The organism is Clostridium sp. UBA5712, from assembly GCF_002419845.1.
Lineage (GTDB): Bacteria > Bacillota > Clostridia > Clostridiales > Clostridiaceae > Clostridium_J > Clostridium_J sulfidigenes.
Map to the genome: position 1 here is coordinate 192,272 of NZ_DIGW01000003.1, position 25,669 is coordinate 217,940.

Annotated in this window: 30 protein-coding genes and 1 riboswitch; of the genes, 27 read left to right on the forward strand and 3 right to left on the reverse strand. The window is 31.9% G+C overall.

Features of this window, described 5'->3' with window-relative positions; translation table 11 throughout:
• The first annotated feature begins 116 nt into the window (after positions 1–116).
• The 18 genes from B3B03_RS01805 to eutM all read left to right on the forward strand — a co-directional run bounded on the left by B3B03_RS01805 (position 117) and on the right by eutM (position 14,627).
• Complete coding sequence (locus B3B03_RS01805) at positions 117–1,229, forward strand: membrane protein (RefSeq protein ID WP_035134848.1); 1,113 nt, start codon at positions 117–119, stop codon at positions 1,227–1,229.
• Positions 1,216–1,482, forward strand: a complete 267-nt coding sequence (locus B3B03_RS01810) for a hypothetical protein (protein WP_346848804.1) — start codon at positions 1,216–1,218, stop codon at positions 1,480–1,482. The genes B3B03_RS01805 and B3B03_RS01810 overlap by 14 nt, the downstream gene beginning before the upstream one ends.
• A gap of 294 nt (positions 1,483–1,776) precedes the next feature.
• Positions 1,777–2,073: a BMC domain-containing protein gene (locus B3B03_RS01815; protein WP_035134852.1), complete on the forward strand. Its 297-nt coding sequence runs from the start codon at positions 1,777–1,779 to the stop codon at positions 2,071–2,073.
• 25 nt (positions 2,074–2,098) lie between these two features.
• Entirely contained in the window at positions 2,099–2,407 is a 309-nt protein-coding gene (locus B3B03_RS01820) for a BMC domain-containing protein (protein WP_035134854.1), read from the forward strand.
• Between the two features lie 40 nt (positions 2,408–2,447).
• The gene (locus B3B03_RS01825) at positions 2,448–3,941 is read left to right on the forward strand and encodes an aldehyde dehydrogenase family protein (RefSeq protein WP_346848805.1); all 1,494 of its coding nucleotides are present in this window, start codon (positions 2,448–2,450) and stop codon (positions 3,939–3,941) included.
• Between the two features lie 49 nt (positions 3,942–3,990).
• Positions 3,991–6,531, forward strand: coding sequence for a choline trimethylamine-lyase (gene cutC / locus B3B03_RS01830; RefSeq protein WP_346848806.1), 2,541 nt, complete (start codon positions 3,991–3,993; stop codon positions 6,529–6,531).
• Between the two features lie 109 nt (positions 6,532–6,640).
• Complete coding sequence (gene cutD / locus B3B03_RS01835; RefSeq protein ID WP_346848807.1) at positions 6,641–7,594, forward strand: choline TMA-lyase-activating enzyme; 954 nt, start codon at positions 6,641–6,643, stop codon at positions 7,592–7,594.
• 39 nt (positions 7,595–7,633) lie between these two features.
• Positions 7,634–7,987 carry a BMC domain-containing protein gene (locus B3B03_RS01840; RefSeq protein WP_035134859.1) on the forward strand — a complete coding sequence of 118 codons (354 nt, stop codon included), beginning with the start codon at positions 7,634–7,636 and terminating at the stop codon, positions 7,985–7,987.
• Complete coding sequence (locus B3B03_RS01845; RefSeq protein WP_346848808.1) at positions 7,984–8,430, forward strand: EutP/PduV family microcompartment system protein; 447 nt, start codon at positions 7,984–7,986, stop codon at positions 8,428–8,430. Before B3B03_RS01840 ends, B3B03_RS01845 begins: the two co-directional genes overlap by 4 nt.
• A gap of 6 nt (positions 8,431–8,436) precedes the next feature.
• Complete coding sequence (locus tag B3B03_RS01850) at positions 8,437–9,117, forward strand: cobalamin adenosyltransferase (RefSeq protein WP_346848809.1); 681 nt, start codon at positions 8,437–8,439, stop codon at positions 9,115–9,117.
• Positions 9,099–9,944 carry an ethanolamine utilization protein EutJ gene (eutJ, locus tag B3B03_RS01855; RefSeq protein WP_346848810.1) on the forward strand — a complete coding sequence of 282 codons (846 nt, stop codon included), beginning with the start codon at positions 9,099–9,101 and terminating at the stop codon, positions 9,942–9,944. The genes B3B03_RS01850 and eutJ overlap by 19 nt, the downstream gene beginning before the upstream one ends.
• Positions 9,945–9,962: 18 nt before the next feature.
• On the forward strand, positions 9,963–10,265 hold the full coding sequence (locus B3B03_RS01860; RefSeq protein WP_035134867.1) for a BMC domain-containing protein: 303 nt from the start codon (positions 9,963–9,965) through the stop codon (positions 10,263–10,265).
• Positions 10,262–10,525, forward strand: a complete 264-nt coding sequence (locus tag B3B03_RS01865) for a EutN/CcmL family microcompartment protein (protein WP_035134869.1) — start codon at positions 10,262–10,264, stop codon at positions 10,523–10,525. The genes B3B03_RS01860 and B3B03_RS01865 overlap by 4 nt, the downstream gene beginning before the upstream one ends.
• Before the next feature lie 78 nt (positions 10,526–10,603).
• On the forward strand, positions 10,604–11,266 hold the full coding sequence (locus tag B3B03_RS01870; RefSeq protein ID WP_346876345.1) for a cupin domain-containing protein: 663 nt from the start codon (positions 10,604–10,606) through the stop codon (positions 11,264–11,266).
• A gap of 20 nt (positions 11,267–11,286) precedes the next feature.
• Positions 11,287–11,982 carry a BMC domain-containing protein gene (locus tag B3B03_RS01875; RefSeq protein ID WP_346876346.1) on the forward strand — a complete coding sequence of 232 codons (696 nt, stop codon included), beginning with the start codon at positions 11,287–11,289 and terminating at the stop codon, positions 11,980–11,982.
• A 34-nt stretch (positions 11,983–12,016) separates the two neighbouring features.
• Complete coding sequence (locus B3B03_RS01880) at positions 12,017–13,615, forward strand: acetaldehyde dehydrogenase (acetylating) (RefSeq protein WP_346876347.1); 1,599 nt, start codon at positions 12,017–12,019, stop codon at positions 13,613–13,615.
• Positions 13,615–14,265, forward strand: a complete 651-nt coding sequence (locus B3B03_RS01885; RefSeq protein WP_346876348.1) for a phosphate propanoyltransferase — start codon at positions 13,615–13,617, stop codon at positions 14,263–14,265. Before B3B03_RS01880 ends, B3B03_RS01885 begins: the two co-directional genes overlap by 1 nt.
• Before the next feature lie 71 nt (positions 14,266–14,336).
• Positions 14,337–14,627 carry an ethanolamine utilization microcompartment protein EutM gene (gene eutM / locus B3B03_RS01890; protein WP_035134878.1) on the forward strand — a complete coding sequence of 97 codons (291 nt, stop codon included), beginning with the start codon at positions 14,337–14,339 and terminating at the stop codon, positions 14,625–14,627.
• Between the two features lie 80 nt (positions 14,628–14,707).
• Here eutM and B3B03_RS01895 read toward each other — a convergent pair whose 3' ends face one another.
• A complete protein-coding gene (locus tag B3B03_RS01895) occupies positions 14,708–14,878 on the reverse strand; it encodes a hypothetical protein (RefSeq protein ID WP_346848815.1) in 171 nt (56 codons plus the stop codon).
• A 354-nt stretch (positions 14,879–15,232) separates the two neighbouring features.
• Between B3B03_RS01895 and B3B03_RS01900 the strand changes: the two genes are divergently transcribed.
• From B3B03_RS01900 to B3B03_RS01925, 6 genes are all read left to right on the forward strand, one after another.
• Positions 15,233–15,796, forward strand: a complete 564-nt coding sequence (locus tag B3B03_RS01900; RefSeq protein ID WP_346848816.1) for an HD domain-containing protein — start codon at positions 15,233–15,235, stop codon at positions 15,794–15,796.
• A gap of 64 nt (positions 15,797–15,860) precedes the next feature.
• Positions 15,861–16,289, forward strand: coding sequence for a GNAT family N-acetyltransferase (locus B3B03_RS01905; RefSeq protein ID WP_346876349.1), 429 nt, complete (start codon positions 15,861–15,863; stop codon positions 16,287–16,289).
• A gap of 18 nt (positions 16,290–16,307) precedes the next feature.
• The gene (locus B3B03_RS01910; protein ID WP_346876350.1) at positions 16,308–17,084 is read left to right on the forward strand and encodes an HAD family hydrolase; all 777 of its coding nucleotides are present in this window, start codon (positions 16,308–16,310) and stop codon (positions 17,082–17,084) included.
• Positions 17,085–17,110: 26 nt separating this feature from the next.
• Complete coding sequence (locus B3B03_RS01915; RefSeq protein WP_346876351.1) at positions 17,111–18,433, forward strand: erythromycin esterase family protein; 1,323 nt, start codon at positions 17,111–17,113, stop codon at positions 18,431–18,433.
• 62 nt (positions 18,434–18,495) lie between these two features.
• Positions 18,496–19,074 (forward strand): DUF4269 domain-containing protein, encoded by a 579-nt coding sequence (locus tag B3B03_RS01920; RefSeq protein WP_346876352.1) that lies wholly within the window; start codon positions 18,496–18,498, stop codon positions 19,072–19,074.
• Between the two features lie 132 nt (positions 19,075–19,206).
• Positions 19,207–19,396, forward strand: a riboswitch (cobalamin riboswitch).
• Positions 19,397–19,534: 138 nt separating this feature from the next.
• Positions 19,535–19,960 (forward strand): hypothetical protein, encoded by a 426-nt coding sequence (locus tag B3B03_RS01925; RefSeq protein WP_346848820.1) that lies wholly within the window; start codon positions 19,535–19,537, stop codon positions 19,958–19,960.
• Positions 19,961–20,015: 55 nt separating this feature from the next.
• Here B3B03_RS01925 and B3B03_RS01930 read toward each other — a convergent pair whose 3' ends face one another.
• Positions 20,016–20,909, reverse strand: a complete 894-nt coding sequence (locus B3B03_RS01930) for a DUF1002 domain-containing protein (protein ID WP_346848821.1) — start codon at positions 20,907–20,909, stop codon at positions 20,016–20,018.
• Between the two features lie 237 nt (positions 20,910–21,146).
• Between B3B03_RS01930 and pepV the strand changes: the two genes are divergently transcribed.
• Both pepV and B3B03_RS01940 read left to right on the forward strand, forming a co-directional pair.
• The gene (pepV, locus tag B3B03_RS01935) at positions 21,147–22,550 is read left to right on the forward strand and encodes a dipeptidase PepV (protein ID WP_346848822.1); all 1,404 of its coding nucleotides are present in this window, start codon (positions 21,147–21,149) and stop codon (positions 22,548–22,550) included.
• Positions 22,551–22,914: 364 nt separating this feature from the next.
• Positions 22,915–23,370, forward strand: coding sequence for a YdeI/OmpD-associated family protein (locus tag B3B03_RS01940; RefSeq protein ID WP_346848823.1), 456 nt, complete (start codon positions 22,915–22,917; stop codon positions 23,368–23,370).
• A 264-nt stretch (positions 23,371–23,634) separates the two neighbouring features.
• Here the strand turns inward: B3B03_RS01940 and B3B03_RS01945 are convergent, their stop codons facing one another.
• Positions 23,635–24,006: a YmaF family protein gene (locus B3B03_RS01945; RefSeq protein WP_346848872.1), complete on the reverse strand. Its 372-nt coding sequence runs from the start codon at positions 24,004–24,006 to the stop codon at positions 23,635–23,637.
• Between the two features lie 363 nt (positions 24,007–24,369).
• Between B3B03_RS01945 and B3B03_RS01950 the strand changes: the two genes are divergently transcribed.
• Positions 24,370–25,611 (forward strand): hemolysin family protein, encoded by a 1,242-nt coding sequence (locus tag B3B03_RS01950; RefSeq protein WP_346848824.1) that lies wholly within the window; start codon positions 24,370–24,372, stop codon positions 25,609–25,611.
• Positions 25,612–25,669 lie beyond the last annotated feature (58 nt).

A 25,669-nucleotide genomic window follows, 5' to 3' on the forward strand; every position in this document is an offset into this window, starting at 1 on the left:
ATTTTTTGAATTAATTAATTAAAAGGCTCATTGCTATAATTTATGTTTCATAGGGATGAGCCATAATTATTTATTAATATACAAAAGATATGGTTAATTGAAAGGAGTTTTATTTTATGAAGGAAGTTTCAAAAGCAGTAAGCCCACAAGCTATGGCTGCAAAGAAGAAGTTATCAAGTGATTTCTTCAAAAAGGGTATATCTCTAGCTTTATTTTCAGGACTTACCTATGGGTTATATACAGCATTTCTGACTATGGGTATGACAAAAGGAGTATGGGGTGACTGGTATGGCATTAATTCAGCAGGTTTATCAGCATTTGTTATAGCATACTTACTTGCTGCACTTGGTAATGCAATAAATGATACATGTAGTGCAGTTTGGGCGATTTCATTTGCATTAGTAAAAGGTAAATTTAAAGACTTTGTAAGATGCATTAACACTACTCCGGGACGAATTATGATATTAGCAGCTCTTATTGGAGGACCTATAGCTGGTACTGCTTATGTTATAGCTCTTCAAATGGCTGGACCAATAGTTGTTCCAATATCAGCTCTTTGCCCTGCTATTGCTGCTATATTAGGTAAAATTTTATATAAGCAGGAATTAAATAAACGTATGGCATTAGGTATTGCAGTATGTGTATTTGCTAGTTTCTTAATTGGTAGTACAGGCTTTAGTGGTGGAGCTTCAGCAAGTACTTTAATTGGTATTTTAATAGCTATTATTGCAGCTCTTGCATGGGGATTTGAAGGTTGTGTAGCTGGATATGGTACATCAATGATCGATCCTGAAATTGGTATTTGTATTCGTCAAGTTACATCAGGTATAGCAAATTTATTCATCTTAGTTCCTGTTTTTGGAATTATGGCTGGTGGAATGAACATTTCTGTTGACCTTGCTATACAAGCATTTACAAGTGGTCCTGCAATGATTTGGTTTGCATTAAGTGGTCTTTTATCATTTATCACATTTATGACATGGTATGCTGGAAACAGTATGTGTGGAGCAGGGCTTGGAACTGCATGTAACGGTACATATTCATTCTTTGGACCATTATTCTGCTTATTGTTATTAGGAGTATATGGTGGAATGGATGGATGGTCATTACCTTCAGTTGCTTGGATTGGAGCTGTAATAATGATGTTTGGTATCCTTACAATATCTATGAATCCACTTGATTTATTAAGAGGAAAAAAAGAGGGGGATAAAATAGATGAAGCCGCTTAATTATGCAATATTAAAATATTTCACTAAAGTAGAAGAAGCTTGCGCAGATGACGTTATAGAAGCGTTAAAGGGACAATATGGAAATTTTAAAGCTTTAAAAAAGAACGCTGTAATTACTGCGTTAATGACAGCAGAAGCAAATGGTCTTATTGAGGAAACAAGATTTGAATTAGATAAAAACAACCAATTAAAGGTTTATTATCATGCCCATGAAGATGGTGCAGCAACAATTAACAAATACATAAGAGATTAATTTTTAACATTACCCATAGGGTAATGCTTATAAGGAAAAATCTCTTATGAATTTAGTAAAATAGTTATTCTTATTAAACATTAAGAAAAGACTTTACTCTTAACAGCATAATTTCTTGTAAAAATATTTAAGAATTTTAATGCAAGAAATATATTGACTTTCCCCCAAAGGGTAAGGGATATAATCAATATATAAGAACAAACAAAAGATGCATGCAAACATAAATATAATATATAGAAGTTATGTAGTTAAGCTAAAGTATATTGAGCTAAAAATAGGAAGGAGGAATTAGTAATGAGATATTATGGAGATGAGGCTTTAGGCCTTGTAGAAACAATAGGATTGGTTCCTGCACTTGAGGCTGCAGACAAAATGCTTAAGGCAGCTAATGTTGAATTGATTTCATATGAAAATGTTGGTTCAACACTTGTAACTATTATGGTAAAAGGTGATGTTGGTGCAGTAAGATCTGCTGTAGAAGCAGGTGCTGAAGCAGCGGCAGCAATTGGTAAATTAACAGCACACAATGTTATGCCACGTCCTATTAAAGAAGTTGGAGATATCGTTTCAGTACACGATATCGACGCATAAAGCATAGAAAGGAAATGATTTACATATGTCAAGATATGAAGCTTTAGGATTAATCGAAACTTTTGGTCTGGTTTTTGCTTTAGAAGCAGCAGACGCTATGTGCAAAGCAGCAGATGTAGAACTAATAGGATATGAAAACGTTGCGTCAGGTTATATATCTGTTTTAGTTCGTGGTGATGTTGGTGCTTGTAAAACAGCAGTAGATGCTGGTGTTGCAGCAGTTGAAGGAATGGAAGGTGGAAGCCTTTATAGTTCAATAGTTATTCCAAGACCACACCAAGATCTAGAAAAAATAATAAAACGTTATGCAATTACAAATCTTGTAACAGAATAATAAATAGAAAAATTTTTTATAAGAAAAAGGAGAGAGAAAAATGAATATTATTGATAATGATTTACTCTCCATGCAGGAAGCGAGAATTCTTGTTGAAAATGCTCGTGAGGCACAAAGAAAACTAGCAGCTTTCCCACAAGAAAAACTTGATGAGATAGTTGAACGTATGACCGAAGAGATTGAAAAACATTTAAAAGAACTTGCAAAAATGTCTAATGAGGAAACTGAATGTGGAAAGTGGGAAGATAAACATATTAAAAATCACTTTGTGTGTAAGTATCTGAAAAATAGACTTAAGGGTATGAATTGTGTAGGTGTCATTAGTGAAGATAAAATGAACAAGACAAAGGATATAGGAGTACCAATGGGTGTTATTATAGCCTTTTCTCCATCAATGAGTCCTGTTTCTACAACAATATATAAAGCCTTAATTGCAATTAAGTCAGGAAATGCAATTATATTTTCACCTCATCCAGGAGCTAAAAATACAATTTCTAAAACAATTGATATTTTAATTAGAGCTGGAGAAGGGGTAGGGCTTCCAGAAGGTGCACTTGCATATTTGCATACAGTGACTTCAAGTGGTTCATTAGAACTTATGAATCATAAAGATACTTCACTAATAATGAATACAGGGGTTCCACAAATGCTTGATGCAGCTTATAAGTCCGGCAAACCAGTAATTTATGGTGGCAATGGAAATGGTCCAGCATTTATAGAACGTACTGCTGATATTGAGCAAGCTGCTAAAGATATTATTGATAGTAAGAGCTTCGATTATGGAGTTGTATCTGCTGCTGAGCAATCAATTGTTGTGGATAGCTGTATAGTAGCTGAAGTAAAACAAGAACTTATTAAAAATGGTGGATACTTTATGACAGAAGAAGAAGCTGAAAAATTGGCATCAATCTTATATTACAAAGATGGAAGTTCTGACATGGATATGATCGGGAGATCGCCACAATTTTTAGCTAAAAAGGCTGGCTTCAGTGTTCCTGAAAATATAAGAGTTCTTATTTCTCAGCAAAAATTTGTATCTCAAAAAAATCCTTATTCAAGAGAAAAGCTTTGTCCTGTTTTAGCTTTTTATATAGAAGATGACTGGATGCATGCTTGTGAAAAGTGTATAGAATTATTACTTAGTGAGAGACATGGACATACACTTATTATACATTCAAAGGATGAAGAGGTTATTCGTCAATTTGCATTAAAAAAACCTGTTGGAAGAGTACTTGTTAACACTCCAGGAACTTTTGGAAGTATGGGAGCAACCACAAACTTGTTTCCATCAATGACTCTAGGCAGTGGATCTGCAGGGCATGGAATGACTTCAGATAATGTATCACCTATGAACCTAATATATGTACGTAAAGTTGGATATGGGGTTCGTAAGGCAGATGAAATTGTTGGCATGATGGACAATAAAGAGGATTCCAACTATGAAGTTTTAAAAGATAAATTAAACGCAAATGAAATTGATAGTGTTAAGCTATTAGAGAGTATTTTGAAAAAAGTTTTAAATGACTTAAAATAATAGGTCATACAAAATGTATGAAATATATTAAAGAATGTGAGGGAATAAATTGGATATTCGTGAATTTTCAAATAAGTTTATGGAAGCAACTCAAAACATGTCTGATGAAGAACGTGCTAGTTTAATGAAGATGTTTTCTAGTGTTTCCAAAGAAATAACAAAGGATGAATCAACTACTAGCTGTGTTGTGTGTGACAATAATGGTCAAATTCCAGATGGAATAACAGAGCGTTTAGTTAAGTTAAAGGAAAAATACTTAACTCATGTACCAACAATCACTACTCACAAAGCAAGAGTTATTACTCAAATAGCAAAAGAAAACCCTGGTATACCTAAGGCAATTTTACGTGGTAAGTCTTTCAAGCGTTGCTGTGAAACTGCACCATTAGTAATTCAAGATAATGAACTTATCGTTGGTGCACCAAATGGACAACCACGTGCTGGATCTTTCTCTCCTGATATATCTTGGAGATGGATGAGAGACGAACTTGATACAATAGGAACTCGTGCTCAAGACCCATTCTACGTATCAGAAGAAGATAAGAAGATCATGCGTGAAGAATTATTCCCATTCTGGGAAGGTAAATCAATTGATGAATACTGTGAGAGTCAATACAGAGAAGCTGGAGTATGGGAACTTTCTGGAGAATCTTTCGTATCAGATTGTTCATACCACGCATTAAATGGAGGAGGAGACTCTAACCCAGGATACGACGTTATCTTAATGAAAAAAGGTATGCTTGACATAGTAAAGGAATGTAATGAGAAATTAGCTGACCTTAGCTATGAAAGACCAGAAGATATGGAAAAAATATACTTCTACAAATCTCTAATCGATACTGCAGAGGGTGTTATGATATACGCTAAACGTATGTCAGATTATGCTGCAGAATTAGCTGCAAAAGAAACTAATCCTACTCGTAAAGCTGAGTTATTAAAAATTTCAGAAGTAAATGCTAGAGTTCCAGCTCATAGGCCAAGCACTTACTGGGAAGCAATTCAATCAGTTTGGACTATAGAATCATTACTTGTAGTTGAAGAAAACCAAACAGGTATGTCTATAGGACGTGTTGACCAATATATGTACCCATTCTACAAAGCGGATATTGAAGCTGGTCGTATGACTGATTTTGAAGCATTTGAGTTATCTGGTTGTATGCTTATAAAAATGTCTGAGATGATGTGGCTTACAAGTGAAGGAGCTTCTAAATTCTTCGCAGGTTACCAACCATTCGTTAACATGTGTTTAGGTGGAGTTACTAGAGAGGGAAGAGATGCTACAAACGAATTAACATACCTTCTAATGGATGCAGTTCGTCATGTTAAGATATATCAACCAACTTTAGCTTGTCGTATACACAAAGCATCACCTCAAAAGTATCTTAAAAAGATAGTTGATGTTATCCGTGCAGGTATGGGATTCCCAGCATGTCACTTTGATGACGTTCATATAAAAATGATGTTAGCTAAAGGTGTTTCTATAGAAGATGCAAGAGATTACTGCTTAATGGGATGTGTTGAGCCACAGAAGTCAGGAAGATTATATCAATGGACTTCTACAGGATATACTCAATGGCCTATATGTATAGAACTTACTCTTAACCATGGTGTACCACTATGGTATGGTAAGCAAGTATGCCCAGATATGGGAGATCTAAGCAACTTCAAAACTTACGAGCAATTTGAAGCAGCTGTTAAAGAGCAAATTAAATTCATTACTAAATGGACAAGTGTTGCTACAGTAATTTCTCAACGTGTTCACAGAGACCTTGCACCAAAACCACTTATGTCTATGATGTATGAAGGATGTATGGAAAATGGTAGAGGAGTAGAAGCAGGCGGAGCTATGTATAACTTCGGACCAGGAGTAGTATGGAGTGGTCTTGCTACTTATGCAGACTCTATGGCAGCTATAAAGAAATTAGTATTTGAAGATAAAAAATATACACTACAAGAAATGAACGAAGCTTTAAAAGCTGATTTCGTTGGATATGAACAACTTAAAAAAGATTGTTTAGAAGCACCTAAGTATGGTAACGATGATGATTATGCAGATTTAATTGCTGCGGATTTAATTAACTTTACTGAGCAAGAACATCGTAAGTATAAGACATTATATTCAGTTCTTAGCCATGGTACTTTATCAATCTCAAACAACACTCCATTTGGACAACTTACAGGAGCTACAGCAAATGGACGTAGAGCATGGATGCCTTTATCAGATGGTATAAGTCCAACTCAAGGAGCTGACTTTAAAGGACCTACTGCTATAATTAAATCTGTTTCTAAAATGTCTTGCGAGGATATGAATATAGGTATGGTTCATAACTTCAAGTTAGTAGCGGGTCTTCTTGATACACCTGAAGGTGAAAATGGAATCATTACATTACTACGTAGTGCATGTGCCCTTCAGCTTGGAGAAATGCAGTTCAACTATTTAGATAACAAAACATTACTTGAAGCACAAAAACACCCAGAGCAATACCGTGATTTAATTGTTCGTGTTGCTGGATATAGTGCATTCTTTGTTGAGTTATGCAAAGACGTTCAAGATGAAATTATCAGCAGAACTGTGCTTACACACTTTTAATTAAAAAAATTGTATAAAATCTGTAATCTGCAGCAGTGTTCTGTAGATTACAGATTATAAATAAGATATATATTAAAAATCAAGGTAATGAAACTGGAGAATGAAAAATATGAGTAATGAAAACTTAGGTATAATCGAACGAAAAGCGACGATTTTTAATATACAGAAATATAACATGTATGATGGAGATGGAGTAAGAACTTTAATATTCTTTCAAGGTTGTCCTCTTCGTTGTAAATGGTGTGCAAATCCTGAAGGACTAGTTAAAAAGCATAGAGTTATGTTTAAAAGTAATTCATGTGTTAATTGTGGGGCTTGCGTTTCTGTTTGTCCTGTTGGAATACATACCATATCTAATGAAACTTTAAAGCACGAAGTTAATCGTGATATTGATTGTATCGGATGTGGTAAGTGCAAAGAAGCTTGTCTTAAATCTGCTTTAACAATAGTTGGAGAAGTAAAAACTATTTCGGAACTTTTGGAGATTGTAGAGGAAGATAGAACTTTTTATGAAGTTTCTGGTGGTGGTGTTACATTAGGCGGTGGTGAAGTTTTAATGCAGCCTGAAGCAGCTTGCAGTCTGTTAATGGCATGTAAGCAATCAGGAATAAATACTGCAATTGAAACTTGTGGTTATGCAAAACTTGAATCAGTACTTAAGGTTGCGGAGTTTACAGATTTATTCCTATTTGATGTTAAACATATTAATTCTGATAGACACTTTCAGTTAACAGGTGTGAGGAATGAACAGATTTTAGAAAATCTGCAAGAACTACTTCGCCGCAAATATAATGTTAAGATTCGTATGCCTTTACTTAAAGGTATAAATGATTCTCAAGATGAGATTGAAAAGACTATGGAGTTTTTAACACCATACAAAGATTATAAAAATTTTAAAGGGATTGACTTACTTCCATATCATAAAATGGGGGTAAATAAATACAATCAATTAGGAATGGAATATCCTATAAAGGATGATCCAAGTTTAAAGAATGAAGATTTAGATAGAATAGAAGGATGGATTAAAAAGTACGATTTACATGTAAAAGTAATCCGTCATTAAATAATTTTCAAATAGATAATAAGATGGAAGGTAAGGTTTATGGGAGATTTTCTTGATAGAAACATACAGCGTGTTATACAAGAGTCAGTGCCAGGAAAGCAGATTACAATAGCACATATCATTGCGTCACCTATGTCTGATATATATGAACGTCTTGGAATCGATGAAAAAGGAGCTATAGGGATTTTAACTCTTTCTCCATATGAAACTGCAATAATAGCAGCAGATATTGCTACAAAGTCTTCTAATGTTGAAATTGGGTTTCTTGATCGTTTTACAGGTTCTGTTGTAATAAATGGCGATGTTCAAAGTGTGGAAACAGCACTTGGAGCAGTAAACGATACGTTAAGAGATATGCTTGGATTTACTCCGGCACCCATTACAAGGACATGAGAAAAAAGCGGATAATGGTAATTGGACCTTCAAGATGTGGTAAAACCACATTAGTTAATGCCCTAAATAATTATGATGGTCCGCTAAAACGAACACCAGATTTAATTTATGGTAAAAACACTATTGATGTTCCAAGTGCTTATTTAGAAAATTCATGGATGTACAAGCATATAATAGCAGCAGCTCAAGATGCATCTCATGTGCTTATATTGGTTGATCAGTCTAATTGCAATGAAATATACTCCCATGGATTTGCAAAGTCTTTTAGATGCCCGGTGATTGGAGTTATTACAAAATGTGACTTGATACCTGAAAATGAAGAAAAATGTTTACGACAGTTGAAGAACATAGGAGTATCAAAGCCATATTTTAATATTAGTTTTCCAATGGCAACAGGAATTGATGCTTTGAAAAAGTATTTATTTGAAAAAGGTGAGGAGTAAAGGTCAATGATGAAATTTATTACCGAAGAGTATTTGAGAGATTTATATCGAAAAGAACCTTTTAATACCTACAAGTTACAACAAGGACAGCGCCTTACACCTGGAGCAGCTCAATATTTGTCTGATAAGAGAATAACAATGAATAATAATGATTCTAAAAAAGATAAAAATGTTTCTCAAGAAAATAAGACTGAAGCAGTAAAACCAGAGAGAAACACTAATTTATATTTGAAGAAACTTTGTTGTAAGTTGAAATCTATGGAGGCAGTATTTCTTGTTACTAGTAGTGAAATATTAAGAGAAGATATCATTTTAGCACAAAATGTTATGAATTTAGGTAGAAAAATATCAAACATCAGAAATGTTGTGGAAGGAAAAGGTGTTCTTGAGTCTATTTGCTGCAAAGAATGCACTGGAATTAATCCATTAAATTTCATGACTGACCTTGATGATTGTTTTGAAATAACAGAATTTCATATGCAGCTTGAAAAAAGCAATGCAATTTTAAAAATGAACGCACTACGTTGTGCTATGCGAGAATTACAATTTGATATAATTGATACCTACAAAAATGATGATGACGGTTTAAAAAATAGAATTATGGAGAACACTAATTCAATAATTAATTCGCTGTCTCAATTGATTTGTTCAGCAGTAGGAGGAAAAGAATGTCAAAGAAAAAATTAACTTTTGAATATTGTGATAAGATGGTTCAAGATTTTGAAGAGGTTATAGAAAAGCCAATCCTTAACGGTTCTTCTGTTTATTATACAGGTGTGGACTTAGGTACTGCTTGTGTAGTATTGGCTGTTTTAGATGAAAACTATAAGCCGGTGGCTGGTGCGTATAGGTATGCAGATGTGGTTCGTGATGGTATGGTTGTAGACTATATTGGTGCCATAAGAATTGTTAGAGAACTTAAGCAGGAAATTGAGGAAAAATTGAATACAGAGCTTCTTTATGCAGCTGCTGCAATTCCACCTGGAACAGATGCTTTAGATTCTGGAGCAATTAAAAATGTAGTTCAGTCAGCAGGATTTGAATTAACAAATCTGTTAGATGAACCTACTGCTGCCAATGCTGTACTTAAAATTGAAAATGGTGCAGTTGTTGATATCGGTGGTGGTACAACTGGAATATCAATTTTAAAAGATGGAAAGGTTGTTTATGTTGTTGATGAACCAACAGGAGGTACTCATTTCTCATTAGTTATTTCTGGTGCTTATGGAATGCCTTTTAAAGAGGCAGATAAGTTTAAAAGAGATAATGAAAACCACAAGGAAATTTTACCTGTGTTAAAGCCAGTAGTTGAAAAGGTGTCATCAATTATTAACCAGCATATCAAGAATCATGATGTGAATGAAATTTCTTTAGTTGGTGGTACTTGTTGTTTGACTGGAATTGAAGAAATTATTCAGAAACAGACTGGAGTTTATACTCACAAACCTAAGAATCCTATGTTTGTTACACCACTTGGAATAGCATTAAGTTGTACACAAGATATTATGGAATAATAAGGAGAGTGTTTAAAAGTGGATTTTAGAATTATAAAATCACCTTCCCAGAGCACTAAAGATATTCTTATAAGACGAATTGGTGGAAATTGTAAAACCAAATTAGACGGTGTTGATGCAATAGGACTTGTTCAAGGCAAACTTATCGATATGATATATGCTACAGATATTGCTGAGAAAAGTGCTGGTGTCACTGTTGAAGATATAAAGGGCACATGTCCCCAACATATGGTTTTAATTGGAATTTTTGGCGACACATCATCAGTTGAATCTGCAATAAATGAGATTAAACTGAAAATGAAAGAAGGAAAAACAATATGATAGTAGCAAGACTTATTGATAATGTATGGGCAACTAGAAAAGCTGAATCACTTAACGGACTTAAGTTTATGCTTGCTGAGGAAATTGGTGGAGTAGATGAAGGACGTAGATTTATTGTTGTTGATAATATCAGTGCAGGTATTGGTGATAGAGTTATCGTTAGTACTGGATCATCTGCTCGTAGAATGTTAGGCGATGATAATATACCTGTAGATGCAGTTGTTGTTGGAATAGTTGATAATGATTGTAACTTTGGTTAAACACAATCTTTCTTAAAAATAATCATAGGATTTTAGGTTTTTTATAGATACCAATATTATTTGAAAGGAAGTGAAAATATGAAAAAATTAATCTGTGCAAAAGATATTGAACAATTAATATTAAAGGGTGAAAAAGTATTTTATATAGATGGTAGTGAAATAATTACACCATCAGCTAAGGATCTTGCAAAGAACAATGAAATACTATTTACTACAGAAGCTCCTGCACCTAAGATAGAGACTTTAGAAGCTAAAAAGGTTCCAAGCATAGAAGGTATGGATAGTGAAATGATGCTTAATTTCTTCAGAGCAATGATGGACAAGGGTCTTTTACAAGAAATGCTTGAATGCTTAAAACCCAAAAATCTTCTATTTGAAGCTGAAAGTGATCCTAATGGACTTAAAGTTGTTAGAGGAAAAACAGTAAAAATGGACGTATTCGACACTGGAAATCCAAATGCAAAGGCTTATTTTCAAGAGTTAGTAAGTAAGGAAGAATCAAAAATGAGTGCTGGATTTTTAGTTATTGAAAATTCAAAGTTTGATTGGGAATTAACTTATGAAGAGATTGACTATGTTATTGAGGGAACTTTAACAGTTGAAATCAATGGAAAAACATATACAGCTCATGCTGGAGATGTGCTATTTGTTCCATCTGGTTCTAAGGTAGTTTGGGGTTCTCCAGATAAAGCAAGGGTATTCTACACAACATATCCAGCTAACTGGGCAGATCTTTTATAGAAGATTAGGAGGATTGACCTATGCAAGCACTTGGGTTAATAGAAACAAAAGGATTACTTGCATCTATTGAGGCAGCTGATACAATGGTGAAATCTGCAGATGTAAGTATTATTGAAAAAACCTATGTAGGTGGCGGTCTTGTTACAATTGCAGTTACAGGTGATGTAGGTGCAGTAAAAGCAGCTATAGAAGCTGGAGTAGCAGCTGTTAAAAATCTTAATGAAGAAGTTTTAGTATCAGAGCATGTAATTCCACGTCCTCATGAGGAGTTGGAAAGCATAATTGGATCTAAATCTTCAGTGGAAACTCAAGAGATTTTAGTATCTGATGAAAAAGTTGAAGAATCTGAAGAAATTCAAGAGACTCAGCAAAGCCAGGATGCAGAAGACTTAGAAGTTGTTGAAGAAATTCAAGAAACTGAAGAAATTGAAGAAATTCAAGAAACTGAAGAAATTCAAAATAGTGATGCTTTAGACAATGATTTAGATAAACTTCATAAAGGAAGTTTAGAGAATCTACATAAAGATGATGTAGATAATTTAGTTATTAAAAATGGTATTGAAAAAACCGTTTTAATATTATCTAAGCTAAAGGTAGTTAAGCTTAGAAATCTAGCTCGTGAATATAAAGATTTTGGAATTACAGGTAGAGTAATTTCAAAAGCAGGTAAAAATCAATTACTTGCTAAATTCAAATTGTATTACGAGAAAAATTAGATATTGTAAGGTTTACGAAAGGAAGTAATGACCAATGGAGAACTTTGATAAAGATTTACGTTCAATACAAGAAGCGAGAGATCTTGCTAGACTTGGAAAGGTAGCAGCTAATAAAATTGCTGATTATACTGAAGAGCAAATCGATAAAATTTTACGTAACATGGTTAGAGTTGCAGAAGAAAATGCAGTTTGTTTAGCACAAATGGCAGTTGAAGAAACTGGTTTTGGTAAAGTTGAAGATAAAACTTTTAAAAACCATTTAGCAGCTACTATACTATATGAATCAATTAAAGATATGAAAACTATCGATATAATTAGAGAAGATGAGGTAAACAAGCTAATAGAGATTGCTGAGCCAGTTGGTTTAGTTATGGGTATAGTACCTTCAACAAACCCAACTTCTACTGCTATTTTCAAAGCTATGATTTCAATTAAATCTCGTAATGCTATAGTATTCTCACCACACCCATCTGCTGCAAAATGTACAATTAAAGCAGCTCAATTAATGCACGATGCAGCTGTTGAAGCTGGTGCACCAGAGAATGTTATAACATGTGTAACTTCACCTTCAATTGGAGCTACAAATGAGTTAATGAAAAGCAAAGAAGTTGCTATAATAATAGCTACAGGTGGTCCAGGAATGGTTAAAGCTGCTTACAGTGCAGGAAAACCAGCTCTAGGTGTTGGTGCAGGAAACTCTCCAGCATACATAGAAAAAACTGCCAACATAGAACAAGCTGTTAGAAATATTATGGCAAGTAAAACTTTTGATAATGGTACAATCTGTGCATCAGAACAATCAATAATCTGTGAAGAATGTAATGAAGCTGCAGTTATTCAAGAGTTCAAAAAGCATGGTGGATACTTCATGACTAAAGAAGAAACTGATAAAGTTTGTAAATTATTATTCAAAAATGGACATGCAATGAATGCTAAATTTGTAGGAAGAAGTCCACAAGTTATTGCAAGTGCTGCAGGAATTGAAATTCCTCAAGGAACTAAAGTACTTATAGGAAGACAAAATGGAGTAGGTGAAGGTAATCCATTATCATTTGAAAAACTTACAACAGTTCTTGGATTCTATACAGTAAAAGATTGTTACCAAGCATGTGATTTAAGTATTGAATTACTTCAAAATGGAATTGGTCACACAATGAGTATCCATACTGAAAATAAAGATATAGTTATGAAGTTTGCTAAAAAGCCAGCTTCTCGTATCCTTGTTAACACTGGTGGAACACAAGGTGGAACAGGTGCAAGCACAGGTCTTAATCCTTCATTCACTTTAGGTTGTGGTACATGGGGAGGAAGCTCAGTATCTGAAAATGTTACTCCTGAGCACCTTATAAACATTAAGAGAGTTGCTTATGGCTTAAAAGATTGCGCAACATTAGCATCTAATGACCCAACTTTCAACTGTATAAAAACTGCTGAGAATTGTCACAGCGTACAAAATCAACTTATGAATATGAGTCCAGCTCAAATTGCAGCAGCTGCAGCGGCTTTAAGTAAAGATAACGCTTGCGTTAACAATAATAATACTTGCACTGAATGCAATACTGATAGCACAAAAAATGAAGAGATTTTAGATTTAGTTAATCAAATAGTTGCCGCTATGAAAGGGGCAAACTAATGGATAATTGTGAAGCAGTATTAAAGCTTTTACTAGAAGCTGTGAAAAACGATGGACAAAAAACTGCATCTCAGGGAAATTCATCTGAGATTCCAGTAGGAGTTTCCAATAGACATGTACATCTTTCACAAAAGGATTTAGAGAGTCTTTTTGGTACAGATTACAGTCTTACAAAACTTAAAGACTTATCTCAACCAGGTCAATATGCATGCAAGGAACTTGTAACAATTTGCGGACCAAAAGGTGCAATTGAGAAAGTTAGAATCCTTGGGCCTGTAAGAAGTAAGACTCAAGTTGAAGTATTAAATGGAGATTGCATTAAACTTGGAGCAGCATCAAATGTAAGACTATCTGGAGATTTAAGTAGAACACCTGGAATTACATTAGTAGGACCAAAAGGTTCTGTTCAAATTGAAGAAGGCTTAGTAGTTGCTCAAAGACATATTCACATGACACCTGAAGATGCTAAAAACTTAGGAGTTTGTGATGGAGATACAGTATGTATAAAATTTGACGATTTAAGAGGCGGAATATATAGTAATGTAGCTATTAGAGCTAATGATGCTTCAAAACTTGAATGTCATCTTGATATAGAAGAAGCTAATGCAATGGGCATTAACTCAAAGTCAAAAATAACAATTGTAAAGTAAAAAAGTAACAAAATAAGTGGTTATAATTAAAAATTATAATATAAATAAAAGATATTTAGGAGGATTATAAAATGAAATACGATGCATTAGGAATGATAGAAACAAAAGGTTTAGTAGGATCAATTGAGGCAGCTGACGCTATGGTTAAAGCAGCTAACGTATATTTAATAGGTAAAGAATATGTTGGAGGCGGACTTGTAACTGTTATGGTTAGAGGAGATGTTGGAGCTGTTAAAGCTGCTACAGATGCTGGAGCTGCTGCTGCACAACGTGTTGGAGAATTAGTATCAGTTCACGTAATCCCACGTCCACATTCTGAGGTTGAAGTAATTCTTCCATCTTCTAAAGAAGCTGCAAAATAGGATTTTAATTACATTTTAAAAATAGAAACGTCGCTAAAGATAATTTAGCGGCGTTTTCTTTTTAACAAAATAATACTTCATTACCAAATAAATGCATTTTTATGCCATCTTATTTTTTGTTTTTCTGATAAGTTAAGTTTGTATTGGTTCTCTGTCATTATTTTATGAATTTTCTCTTCTGATAACTTTACATAATTTTGCACATTTACAGCAGAAGCAGTAGTAGATATTTGCCCAGTACCTTTTTTCATGACGGGTAACATACTTCATATTTATAATCTTCTAAATGTTCTTCCATAAAGTAAAAAATATTATGAGTTGGGTTAGTTTTATTGCAGCATTAGTCATATTGTAAAAATAACTATTGAAAAAATTTTCGTCTTAAGTTTATAAAATATACTAAAGATAATTTTAGAATAACTAGATAATTATGTATAAAATGTATTATAATTATTTAAATGAGCAGTAGAATTATATATAATTCATATTATCAAGAAGATAATTTAGATATTTTACAATTGTAGATAAGGTTAAGTAAATAGATTTTTGATAATTGAATAGTATTATATTTTAATAAGTGATATAGCTTGGTGAATGGAGGAAAAATGGAAAGGAATATAATTGAGAAGATAAAGGAAGATGTAAAAAGAAGATGTGAAAGTCCAAATAATTTTTTTGGTGTTGGAAGTTATGAACATATTGAAAGCGTAGCGAATAATGCAGTTGAATTAGCTACACTATATAAAGCAGATGTTGAGGTATGTGAAATTGCAGGATGGTTGCATGATATAGCTTCAATCACAGATTATAAGTTATACGAAAATCATCATATTCATGGTGCAAATATGGCAGAGAAAATCTTAAAATCATATAATTATCCAACAGATAAAATTGAGTTAGTTAAATTATGTATATTAAATCACCGTGGAAGTGTATTAAAAGAAAAAACAACTAAGGAAGAAATATGCGTTGCTGATGCTGATGCTATTTCTCATTACGATACATTGCCATCACTATTTTATTTGGCATTTGTTCAAAGAAAACTGAATATTGATGATGGGTTAGAGTTTGTTAAAAGCAAACTTGAAAGAAGCTATAATAAAATGTCTAAAGAGAGCAAAGAATATTATCAAGATAAAAGAAATATGATTCAAGCTATATTAAGATAATTAGTGTTGAGATGTATTATACATATTTAAATAAGGTAGTAAAAAAATATGGAGGGTTCTTAATATGGAAATAGTAGAAATGAAAATTTCAAACTACCAGGATATTTTTAAACTATGGACTTCTACCCCTGGAATGGGTCTAAGAAATTTAGATGATTCTAAAGAAGGTATAGATAAATTTCTAATGAGAAACCCTACTACTAATTTTATAGCTGAAGATGATGGTAAAATAATAGGAAGTATATTATGTGGACATGATGGCAGAAGAGGATATATTTATCATACTGCTGTAGATATAAGATACAGAGGAAAAGGTATTGGGAAAAAGCTAGTCAATTCAGTTATTAATGCCTTAAAACGTGAAGGAATAAATAAAGCTGCACTAGTCGTATTTACTAATAATGAAGTTGGAAATAGGTTTTGGAGATCTATGGAATGGGAGAAAAGAGAGGATTTAAATTACTATAATTTAAGCATTAATAAAGAAAATTAATTTAGTTGGGGGATTAATATGGAGAAGAAGATAAAATTGATTATAACTGATTTAGATCGAACCCTTTTAAGGACGGATAAAAGCATTTCTAACTATAGTTTAGATATTATAAAAAGATGTAAGGAGCAAGGAATATATATTGCCATAGCTACAGCCCGTTCAGAGCAAGCTGCTGCAAATTATATTAAATTAATTAATCCTGATATTGTAATTTCTAATGGGGGAGCATTAGCAAAGTGCAAAGATGAAGTTATTTATAAATGTATGTTATCAGCACAGGTATCTGATTCCCTAATTAAAGATTGTGTGATGAGTTCAAATATTGGTGAAATAACTGTTGAAACTGAAAGTGGATATTATTCCAATAGTGAAGAGATAAATAAATTCGGTGAAGATTATACTCATGCTAAATATAATGATTATTCCAAGTCACTAAAATGTATGACCTATAAAATAACTGTGGAGGTTTTCGAAAGTAAAGCTGCAGAGGAGCTAGCCTCTAAATATCCACAATGTAGTTTTCTAACTTACGTTGGAGAAGATTGGTGTAGATTTGCTCATAGAGATGCCACAAAAATTAATGCCATTAATGAAATCGTTAAATATTTAAATATAAGCCTAGAAGAGGTAGCTGCATTTGGTGATGATATTAATGACTTAGGAATGATAAAACATTGTGGACAAGGCATAGCAGTATCAAATGCAATTAAAGAAATTTTAGAATGTGCATCACATATTACAGGAAGTAATGATGAGGATGGTGTAGCAGCTTATATTAGAGAAAATTTCTTATAATAAATTCATTAAGGGGGTGCTTTAACATGAAAAAGAAACTAAAACTTATATCAACATGTTTAATATCTATTCTTTGTTTAACAGCTTGTTCAAAGGTAAATGAAAATCCAGAAGTAAAGGCTTTGAAAAAAAGTGTAATACCAATAAGTACAGTAGAAGCTGGTAATGGCTTTAAAGATTTAATGCCACTTAAGGATATATTAAAAGATAAAAAAATAGTTGCCATGGGGGAAGCAACTCATGGCACTAGTGAATTCTTTAAAATGAAGCATAGATTCTTTGAATTTTTAGTAGAAGAAATGGGATATAGAGTTTTTGCTATGGAATGTGACGGGGGTGGCGGACAAGTCATAAATGACTATATTTTAAATGATAAAGGTAGCTTAGAAGAGGCTTTAGAAGCTACTAAATTTGCTGTATGGAGAACAGAAGAAGTAGAAGATATGATAAAGTGGATCAAGGAATATAATGATGAGCCATCTCATAAAGAAAAGATTAGATTTTATGGATTTGATATGCAGAATATAATCGATACACTTCCTAAACTTAGTTATTATTTAGGGGAACTAGACAAAGAGCTACAGACTAAGGCAGAAGAAGATACTCTTAACACAATTTATAGAAACGATATTAAAGTTCTTACAAATGAACAACTTGATAGTATCCTATTAAATATAAATGAAATTAAGAAAGATATGGAGAATACAAAAGAAAAGTACTTAAAGAACAACTTACAGAATGAGTATGAGTTAGCTATATGGAATCTGAACCTCATATCCCAATGTGCAGAATATAATATAGAAGTTAATAAAAATGATAATAAAATGGTACAATCGCATATAGCAAACAATTTGAGAGATAAATATATGGCGGCCAATATTAAATGGATACAGGAGTATGAAAGCAAATTAGGAAATGATAAGGTTATGCTATGGGCACATAATTTACATGTATCATCTATGGACGGCAATTTTAAATATATGGGTAAAAATTTAAAGGAAATGTATGGAGATAAGTATTATTCTATAGGATTTGAATTCTCTAGGGGAAGTTTTAATGCATCTAATGATATGTCTACTGGGACTATGACAAGATTTGATATAGATAATAATGGTCCTGAATATTTAGCATCAAAATTTGATAAAACTCAGATACCTATATCATTTTTAGATTTCAATTCAGCATCTGAGAATAAAGAGGTATCAAAAATATTATCAAAGAATCAAACTTTTAGTCTTATCACTGCATTTTATGATGAGAGTATTCCAAAAAGCTTTCAATATATACCTAAAAGTTTGTTTGATGGATTAATATATATAAAAGAAACTACACCTTCCAAAATACAATAAGGCATTAAAGTTTGAAAAATTAGTCAAATAGAAGAATAACATAGTTAAGAGGATAATTTAGTATGAACAATAAAGATTTTATAAATATAAACTACCTTAAACATGGTAATAGAAAACAACAAAATTCATATAAAGTACTTAAGGAGCTAGATATATTTAATGTTTTAAGAAAGTTTAATCCAATATTAGTAGGGACTATACCTATTAATATTGATATAGAAAACAGTGATTTAGATATAGTATGTGAAGTTTATAATTTTAAGGAATTTCAGAAGATAGTAGAAGATAGGTATTCTATGTTCAGTAAATTTCATATAAGTAATAATAGTACAGATAATGAGACAATATTAACTGTAAACTTTTATGTGGAGGATATTGAAATAGAAATATATGCTCAGTCATTGGATAGTTGTAAACAGAATGGTTATAGGCATATGGTAGTGGAAGATAGAATACTTAGATTAGGTGGAGAAAGAACTAGAGAAGAGGTTGTTATCCTTAAGAAAAATGGATTGAAAACAGAACCGGCTTTTGCAAAACACTTAGGTTTAGATGGAAATCCATATGATGAGCTATTGAAATTAGAAGAATATAGTGATAAAAAGATTAAAGATGTGTTAGATAATATTAGAAATAATTAGTTAAATTTAGATATTTAACAATAAACATTAAAAGAACTACTAAAACTTCTAATTTGGAGGAAAAACAATGGTTAGGGCTATAATTAATGGTTTGACATGAAAATTAGAAGGGTATAATATAATAGTAACAATTGAATATTATGGAAGATGGGTTCGATTATATTTTCCTATAACTGATTAAAAGAGAAGCTGGGTGAAAATCCCACACGGTCCCGCCGCTGTAAGAGAGGAGTTTTCTTCTAATATGCCACTGTTTTTATGGGAAGGCAGAAGAAAATAATGATACTTGAGTCAGAACACCTGCCTATTTTTTACGCTATAATTCTACGAGAGATGGAAGGGTGTGATTTAATCTATGATAGATAAGATTTAAGACCTTTTAGTTTTAGTAGCTAAGAGGTTTTTTAATTTGCCATTAATAAAGCAATAAATTTAAATTATTAGTAAGGAGTGAGTGTATATGAAAAGAGCACAATTTGATAAGGGAAGTTTATTATTAGTTATATCAGAAATACCAAAGGTTTTAAAAAACTTAGATAATATTATAGATAGGAATAATGAAAAACCAGATACTTCAGAAGGAAATTTTAAGGCGGAATTTACTAACTTTATAGAGCTTTTAGGAAAATATATGAGTAAATGCTTAGTGACTATAAGCGAGCCTTATAATGAAAATTTATATAGTGTAAGTATAGACAACTCAGTAGATGCTGGATTTTTACCACAAATATCATCTGAGTTTTATAACTATTTAAAAGGCTTTAGAAACTGTGAAGAAACTATAAAAAATGTATCCTATAATGAACTATATAAATTCTACGTGGATAACCATGATAACATAGATAAATTATATAATCATATGATAGAGTTTACTAACAAATTATAAAAAAATAAACCGTACCCTAAAAGGTACGGTTTATTTTTTTAATTAAATCTTTATTTTAGTTAAAAAGTGAACTGAAGAAATCGCTAATCCAGCTAAATAGTTTATCAAAGAAGCCTGAATCCTTAAGTTCTTTTCCTAGAGCTTCCATTTCATCTTTAAATTTAGATGCACTTTTGTCTAAGGTATCCTTAAGTTTAGAATAATCTAAGTCTAGGTCATTTATATTAGACATTAATGCAACCATATTGTTTTGAATGGTAGCACTTATATCTACATCATATTTTTTTTCAACTTTTTCAATAATTTCTTTAATTTCCTCTTCGCTAGAAGGCTTGTCTTTTATAACAGCTGTTTTAACTTCGTTGATAATTGCAGAAGCTTCTGTATCCCCTATCTCTTCAGCTAAGTCTAGGGATACGTCTATTTCCTCTTGAGCTGCTTTTTTATTAGAGGTAGATAACTCACCACCCATTATATTCTCAGCACCAGCAAGGATTCCAGCAAGAGCTGATTCTCCAGTTACTTCAAAAGGAGCTGAGGCTGTAACCTCTGCATTCAATATTCCAGAAGTAATTAATGCATTTGCAAGCATATCATTAGTTACTAGTGTTAAGTTAGAAGAGTTTACTGTTACGCCATTTTCCTTTTGTAATAGCTTAACATAGGCACTAGAATACCATCCACCTGTAAAATTGGCTAATTCTTTTTCATCAAGACCAAATTGTTTTAGTGCCATTTTACTGTCTACATATATAGCTTCAATATTGTCTGGAGCTTTAAAGTACTTTCTTAATTGAGCTTCTTGACTATCACTTAAATCAGAACCAAAGCTTAGAATTTCACCACTTGGATATTCACCATGAATATCTGCAAAAGCAGTTGTAGGTATAGATATACATGTTAAAATACCTATAGTCATAGCTAATTTTTTAAAAAATTTCTTTGACATCTTAAATTCTCCTTATACTTAAAATGTAAGTAATACTATCTATATAATAAAATCTAGATAGTTACTTTATATATCTTATTATATATATTATATTTTATATTTATAGGATATAGAATAAATATTAATAAATTTGTAAGAAACGAAAAGCGTAAATTAACTGTAACATCTATGGAAATAAAACAATTTTAGTATTAGAATGGAATTATAGTTAAATTTTAAAATAAAGGTGGGATTTGGATGTATAAAAATCAAATAGAAGAATATTTTCACAATCATAAGGATGAAATGTTAAATGACATATGTGATTTAATAAGAATAAGAAGTGATAGATCAGAGGCTAAAGAAGATATGCCTTTTGGAGAGGGCCCAGCAAAGGCTCTTAAGGCTGCTTTAGAGCTAGCAGAAGGTATGGGATTTAATACTACAAATTATGATAACTATGTAGGAGCTATTGATTTTAATGATAAAGAAAAGCAATTAGATATTTTAGCCCATCTAGATGTAGTACCGGTTAGTGATGATTGGACAGTTACAAAACCTTTTGAGCCAATAATGAAAGATGGTAAATTATATGGAAGAGGTTCAGCTGATGACAAGGGACCAGCATTAGCAGCTTTATATGCTTTAAAGGCTGTTAAAGATTTAAATATACCTTTAAGTAAAAATGTTCGTCTTATATTAGGAACAGATGAGGAATGTGGAAGTTCTGATATAGCATATTACTATAAAAAAGAGAAAGAAGCACCTATGACCTTTTCACCTGATGCAGACTTTCCTGTTATAAATATTGAAAAGGGAGGACTACATAGTCCCTTTGAAAGTAAGTTTGAAGAAGATAACAATTTACCAAGAGTAGTTTCTATGACAAGTGGAGTTAAGGTTAATGTAGTTCCAGACACTGCAATTGCAGTTGTGGAAGGCTTCTCAGAGGAAGAAATAAATAAATATTGTATAGATGCAGCAAAAAGCACAAATTTAAAATTCACCTTTGATAAAGACGGTGAAAGCTGGGTTATTAAGGCCAAGGGAGCAGGAGCACATGCGTCTACTCCTGAAAATGGAAATAATGCTCTTACAGGAATGTTACAGTTACTTACATCTATGCCATGCGCTAATAGTGAAGGATTTAAGAAGCTATGTGCTGTTAGTAAGTTATTCCCACATGGAGATTTCAAGGGGGAAGCTTGTGGTGTTAAGATGAGTGATGATTTATCTGGTGAATTAACTATAACTTTAAATATATTTAAATATACTACTTCAGAGTTAAGTGGAACCTTTGATTGTAGAGCGCCACTTTGTGCAACTAATGAAAATGTGCGTGATGTTTTAAGAGACAATATGGCAAAGGATAATATAATCTTATCTAGGGATGATATGTTCCCAGCTCATCATGTTGATGAAAACTCCGAGTTTATACAAACTCTTTTGAAATGTTATGAAGAATATAGTGGACAAAAGGGAGAATGTATAGCCATAGGAGGAGGTACCTATGTTCACCATATTAATAATGGAGTAGCTTTTGGATGTACAATGCCAGGTACTGATAATAATTTACATGGGGATGATGAGTTTGCAGTAGTAGATGAACTTCTACTTAGTGCTAAAATATTTACTCAAGTAATTATTGATCTATGTAAATAATATTTTAATTTAATAAGCCTAGTTAGGATAAGTAGAATAATAATTTCATTTATCTTAGCTAGGCTATTTTATAGTAGTTAAATAGGTAAGAAGAGTATTAAATATTATCCCTATTATAACATGGATTTAACCATGTTATAAAACAGCAAAATCCCAGAAACCCGCATGAATAAAACAACTAGTTAACTAGTTATATAGTTAACTAGTTATATAGTTAAATAGGCTTATATGTAAATAGTTTCCTATATGAATATTTGTATAGTTTCCTAAGTGAGATTTTATTATAATTAGTATATGATATTATGTTATAACATATCGAAGTTATAGTGAATATTTTATTTCATATATAAAGGAGAATAATATAATGGAGAAGTTTGAAGGACAACTTAAAGAAGCAATGGGAAAAGGTGGAGCATATATAGAGATACCTTTTAATGTAGAAGAAATTTTTGGAGCTAAGAGGGTTAAAGTTAAAGCTACTTTTGATGGGGTGCCATATAGGGGATCTATTGTTAAAATGGGAACAGAGTGCCACATAATAGGTGTAACTAAAGATATAAGAAAAAAGATAAATAAAGATATTGGAGATTATGTTAAAGTTACAGTTGAAAAGGATGAGGAAGAAAGAAAAATTAATCTTCCTGAAGATTTTAAAATAAGAATTGAAGAATCTAATGAAGTATATGATTTTTGGAATAGTTTATCTTACTCTAATCAGAAGAAATATGTGGATTATATAGATTCTGCTAAAAAGGAAGAAACACGAAAAAAACGAGTAGAGGATTCGATAAATAAGTTAATTAATAAAGAGAAGCTATAAATAAAGTCCCCAAATCCTATGTAGTACAAAGATTATTGATGAATAGTCTGTATAATAAAATCCCTGCAATACTATATTACAGGGATTTTAATAAGTTTTGGGTTGTATAAACTCTAGTTTCATTCCTTTAAAAGTACCTGGGGGGGACAAATTGTAAAAGGGAATCTTATGAAGCTAGAGTATGTATAGAGAATATTATTTAAACTACAACCTGGAATTTACTAGGTTGTAGTTATTCTATTTTAAGTTAAATAACTTTATATATTATCTTTTGTGGTTACAAAGAGTTGGTGATTCAATTAAAGTCGCAAACATATATTTATGAGTATGGTCATCTTCATCAGAAGTTCTTCCTTTTACAAAGTGAACATGTCTTCCATTGCCAACCGGAATAGCTGGTCCAGTTGTATCACAAATTTCATGAAAGTGATCATAGAAATCAGTATTTGTTTGAAGCTTATGGACGTGTGAGTTACGGTAAGGAATAGCTTCACCAGTTACCCCAGCAAATCGATGGTTATGAACTGAACAATCTTCAGAAGCTATTATTGTACTACCAGTATATTCATGAACATGGGTTTGCTCTTTGTGTCTACAAGAGTCATTAGAATTATTACTACAGTTATTGTGGTTCATATAGTTATCATTGGCATCATATTCATAATTAGAATAGTTAGGATAACATTCATAATTCTCATAGTCTTCATAAGCATCATTATAATTATTATAGTTACTATACATATTACTCATTTATTTCCCTCCAATACCTTAGAGGCATACTACATATTATGATTATTCTAATATATTGGTGACACCTTTATTATGATTTTTAAAAATATATTTTATTAAAAGATATATTTTTCTTATAAAACCTTTTAGATAATATTTTAGAGTGAAATGTAGCATAATTAAGATATATATTTTATTTCATTACTACTTTTAAAGTTTTGTTTAATATCAATTGAAGTAGATATTAGTTAAGTGAGAGGAGGAGTAGGTTTGAGTTCAATAATATATATACAGATTATAGGATTAATAATATTAATAATACTATCTAGCTTTTTCTCTGCATCAGAAACTGCCTTAATGTCTATTAGCAAGATAAGGGTTAGACATATGGTAGAGGAAAACATAAAGGGATCTAATAGAGTTAAGGAATTAACTGATAATCCTAGTAGCTTATTAGCATCAATTTTAGTTGGGAATAATGTTGTGAATATAGCATCATCTTCTTTAGCAACGGTTTTAGCTATTAATCTTATTGGAAGTAGAGGTGTGGCTATAAGTACTATAATAATGACTATAGTAGTACTTATTTTTGGTGAGATTACCCCAAAAACTTTAGCTTCACAAAATTCTGAGCAAATATCACTAAGAGTTGCAAATCCAATATTTATTGTAAGTAAGATGCTTAAACCAGTAGTTATCATAACTACTACAATATCAAAGTTCTTTATAAAATTACTTGGAGGGAAAAGTGATAGTAATAAACCATTTATAACAGAAGATGAATTAAAAACTATGGTGGACGTTAGTGAAGAGGAAGGTATACTAAAGTCAGAGGAAAAGGATATGATTCATAATGTATTTCAATTTGGAGACCTTTATGCAAAGGATGTTATGGTTCAAAGGGTAGACATAATAGCTTTAGATATAGAGGAAAGTTTGGATAAGATTATTTCAGTTATAAAGGAAGAAGGGTTTTCAAGAATACCTATATATTCAAATACTATAGATAATATAGTGGGGATATTAAATGTTAAGGATATTATATTTATGGAAGATACTAAGGGATTTAGTTTGAAAAACTATATGAGGGAAATAACCTATACCTATGAGTTTAGAAAGGTTACAGAGCTATTTAAAGATATGAATAAAAATAGGCAGCATATGGTAGTAGTCCTTGATGAATATGGTGGAACCGTTGGAATTGTAACTATTGAAGATTTAATAGAGGAGATAGTTGGGGATATAAGTGATGAATATGATGATGAAGAACCAGAAATATATGTGGTAAAGGAAGATGAGTATATAGTTGAAGGAAGTGTTAGAATAGAGGATATAAATGAACTTATAGGAACAAAAATTGAGTCCGAGGAATTTGATTCCATAGGTGGATTTATAATAGGTGTGCTAGGAAGATTCCCTAATATAAGCGAAGAAATAATTTATAGTAATTATAGATTTATAATTGAAGATATAGATAGGAATAGGATAAAGAAAATTAGAATATATACATAGGTTGGAGCAAATAAAGAATAGATATTAATAAAACTATACTAATATCTATTTTTTATTT

What these genes read in the sequence shown, in the direction of transcription:
- B3B03_RS01815 (WP_035134852.1), top strand. Translation starts at nt 1,777, where the DNA reads ATGAGATATTATGGAGATGAGGCTTTAGGCCTTGTAGAAACAATAGGA.
- B3B03_RS01825 (WP_346848805.1), top strand. Translation starts at nt 2,448, where the DNA reads ATGAATATTATTGATAATGATTTACTCTCCATGCAGGAAGCGAGAATT.
- B3B03_RS01940 (WP_346848823.1), top strand. Translation starts at nt 22,915, where the DNA reads ATGGAGAAGTTTGAAGGACAACTTAAAGAAGCAATGGGAAAAGGTGGA.
- B3B03_RS01870 (WP_346876345.1), top strand. Translation starts at nt 10,604, where the DNA reads ATGAAAAAATTAATCTGTGCAAAAGATATTGAACAATTAATATTAAAG.
- B3B03_RS01910 (WP_346876350.1), top strand. Translation starts at nt 16,308, where the DNA reads ATGGAGAAGAAGATAAAATTGATTATAACTGATTTAGATCGAACCCTT.
- cutD (WP_346848807.1), top strand. Translation starts at nt 6,641, where the DNA reads ATGAGTAATGAAAACTTAGGTATAATCGAACGAAAAGCGACGATTTTT.
- B3B03_RS01905 (WP_346876349.1), top strand. Translation starts at nt 15,861, where the DNA reads ATGGAAATAGTAGAAATGAAAATTTCAAACTACCAGGATATTTTTAAA.
- pepV (WP_346848822.1), top strand. Translation starts at nt 21,147, where the DNA reads ATGTATAAAAATCAAATAGAAGAATATTTTCACAATCATAAGGATGAA.
- B3B03_RS01915 (WP_346876351.1), top strand. Translation starts at nt 17,111, where the DNA reads ATGAAAAAGAAACTAAAACTTATATCAACATGTTTAATATCTATTCTT.
- B3B03_RS01820 (WP_035134854.1), top strand. Translation starts at nt 2,099, where the DNA reads ATGTCAAGATATGAAGCTTTAGGATTAATCGAAACTTTTGGTCTGGTT.
- B3B03_RS01920 (WP_346876352.1), top strand. Translation starts at nt 18,496, where the DNA reads ATGAACAATAAAGATTTTATAAATATAAACTACCTTAAACATGGTAAT.
- B3B03_RS01850 (WP_346848809.1), top strand. Translation starts at nt 8,437, where the DNA reads ATGATGAAATTTATTACCGAAGAGTATTTGAGAGATTTATATCGAAAA.
- B3B03_RS01925 (WP_346848820.1), top strand. Translation starts at nt 19,535, where the DNA reads ATGAAAAGAGCACAATTTGATAAGGGAAGTTTATTATTAGTTATATCA.
- B3B03_RS01810 (WP_346848804.1), top strand. Translation starts at nt 1,216, where the DNA reads ATGAAGCCGCTTAATTATGCAATATTAAAATATTTCACTAAAGTAGAA.
- B3B03_RS01945 (WP_346848872.1), bottom strand. Translation starts at nt 24,006, where the DNA reads ATGAACCACAATAACTGTAGTAATAATTCTAATGACTCTTGTAGACAC.
- B3B03_RS01865 (WP_035134869.1), top strand. Translation starts at nt 10,262, where the DNA reads ATGATAGTAGCAAGACTTATTGATAATGTATGGGCAACTAGAAAAGCT.
- eutM (WP_035134878.1), top strand. Translation starts at nt 14,337, where the DNA reads ATGAAATACGATGCATTAGGAATGATAGAAACAAAAGGTTTAGTAGGA.
- B3B03_RS01900 (WP_346848816.1), top strand. Translation starts at nt 15,233, where the DNA reads ATGGAAAGGAATATAATTGAGAAGATAAAGGAAGATGTAAAAAGAAGA.
- B3B03_RS01880 (WP_346876347.1), top strand. Translation starts at nt 12,017, where the DNA reads ATGGAGAACTTTGATAAAGATTTACGTTCAATACAAGAAGCGAGAGAT.
- B3B03_RS01875 (WP_346876346.1), top strand. Translation starts at nt 11,287, where the DNA reads ATGCAAGCACTTGGGTTAATAGAAACAAAAGGATTACTTGCATCTATT.
- B3B03_RS01845 (WP_346848808.1), top strand. Translation starts at nt 7,984, where the DNA reads ATGAGAAAAAAGCGGATAATGGTAATTGGACCTTCAAGATGTGGTAAA.
- eutJ (WP_346848810.1), top strand. Translation starts at nt 9,099, where the DNA reads ATGTCAAAGAAAAAATTAACTTTTGAATATTGTGATAAGATGGTTCAA.
- B3B03_RS01895 (WP_346848815.1), bottom strand. Translation starts at nt 14,878, where the DNA reads ATGAAAAAAGGTACTGGGCAAATATCTACTACTGCTTCTGCTGTAAAT.
- B3B03_RS01885 (WP_346876348.1), top strand. Translation starts at nt 13,615, where the DNA reads ATGGATAATTGTGAAGCAGTATTAAAGCTTTTACTAGAAGCTGTGAAA.
- B3B03_RS01930 (WP_346848821.1), bottom strand. Translation starts at nt 20,909, where the DNA reads ATGTCAAAGAAATTTTTTAAAAAATTAGCTATGACTATAGGTATTTTA.
- B3B03_RS01840 (WP_035134859.1), top strand. Translation starts at nt 7,634, where the DNA reads ATGGGAGATTTTCTTGATAGAAACATACAGCGTGTTATACAAGAGTCA.
- B3B03_RS01805 (WP_035134848.1), top strand. Translation starts at nt 117, where the DNA reads ATGAAGGAAGTTTCAAAAGCAGTAAGCCCACAAGCTATGGCTGCAAAG.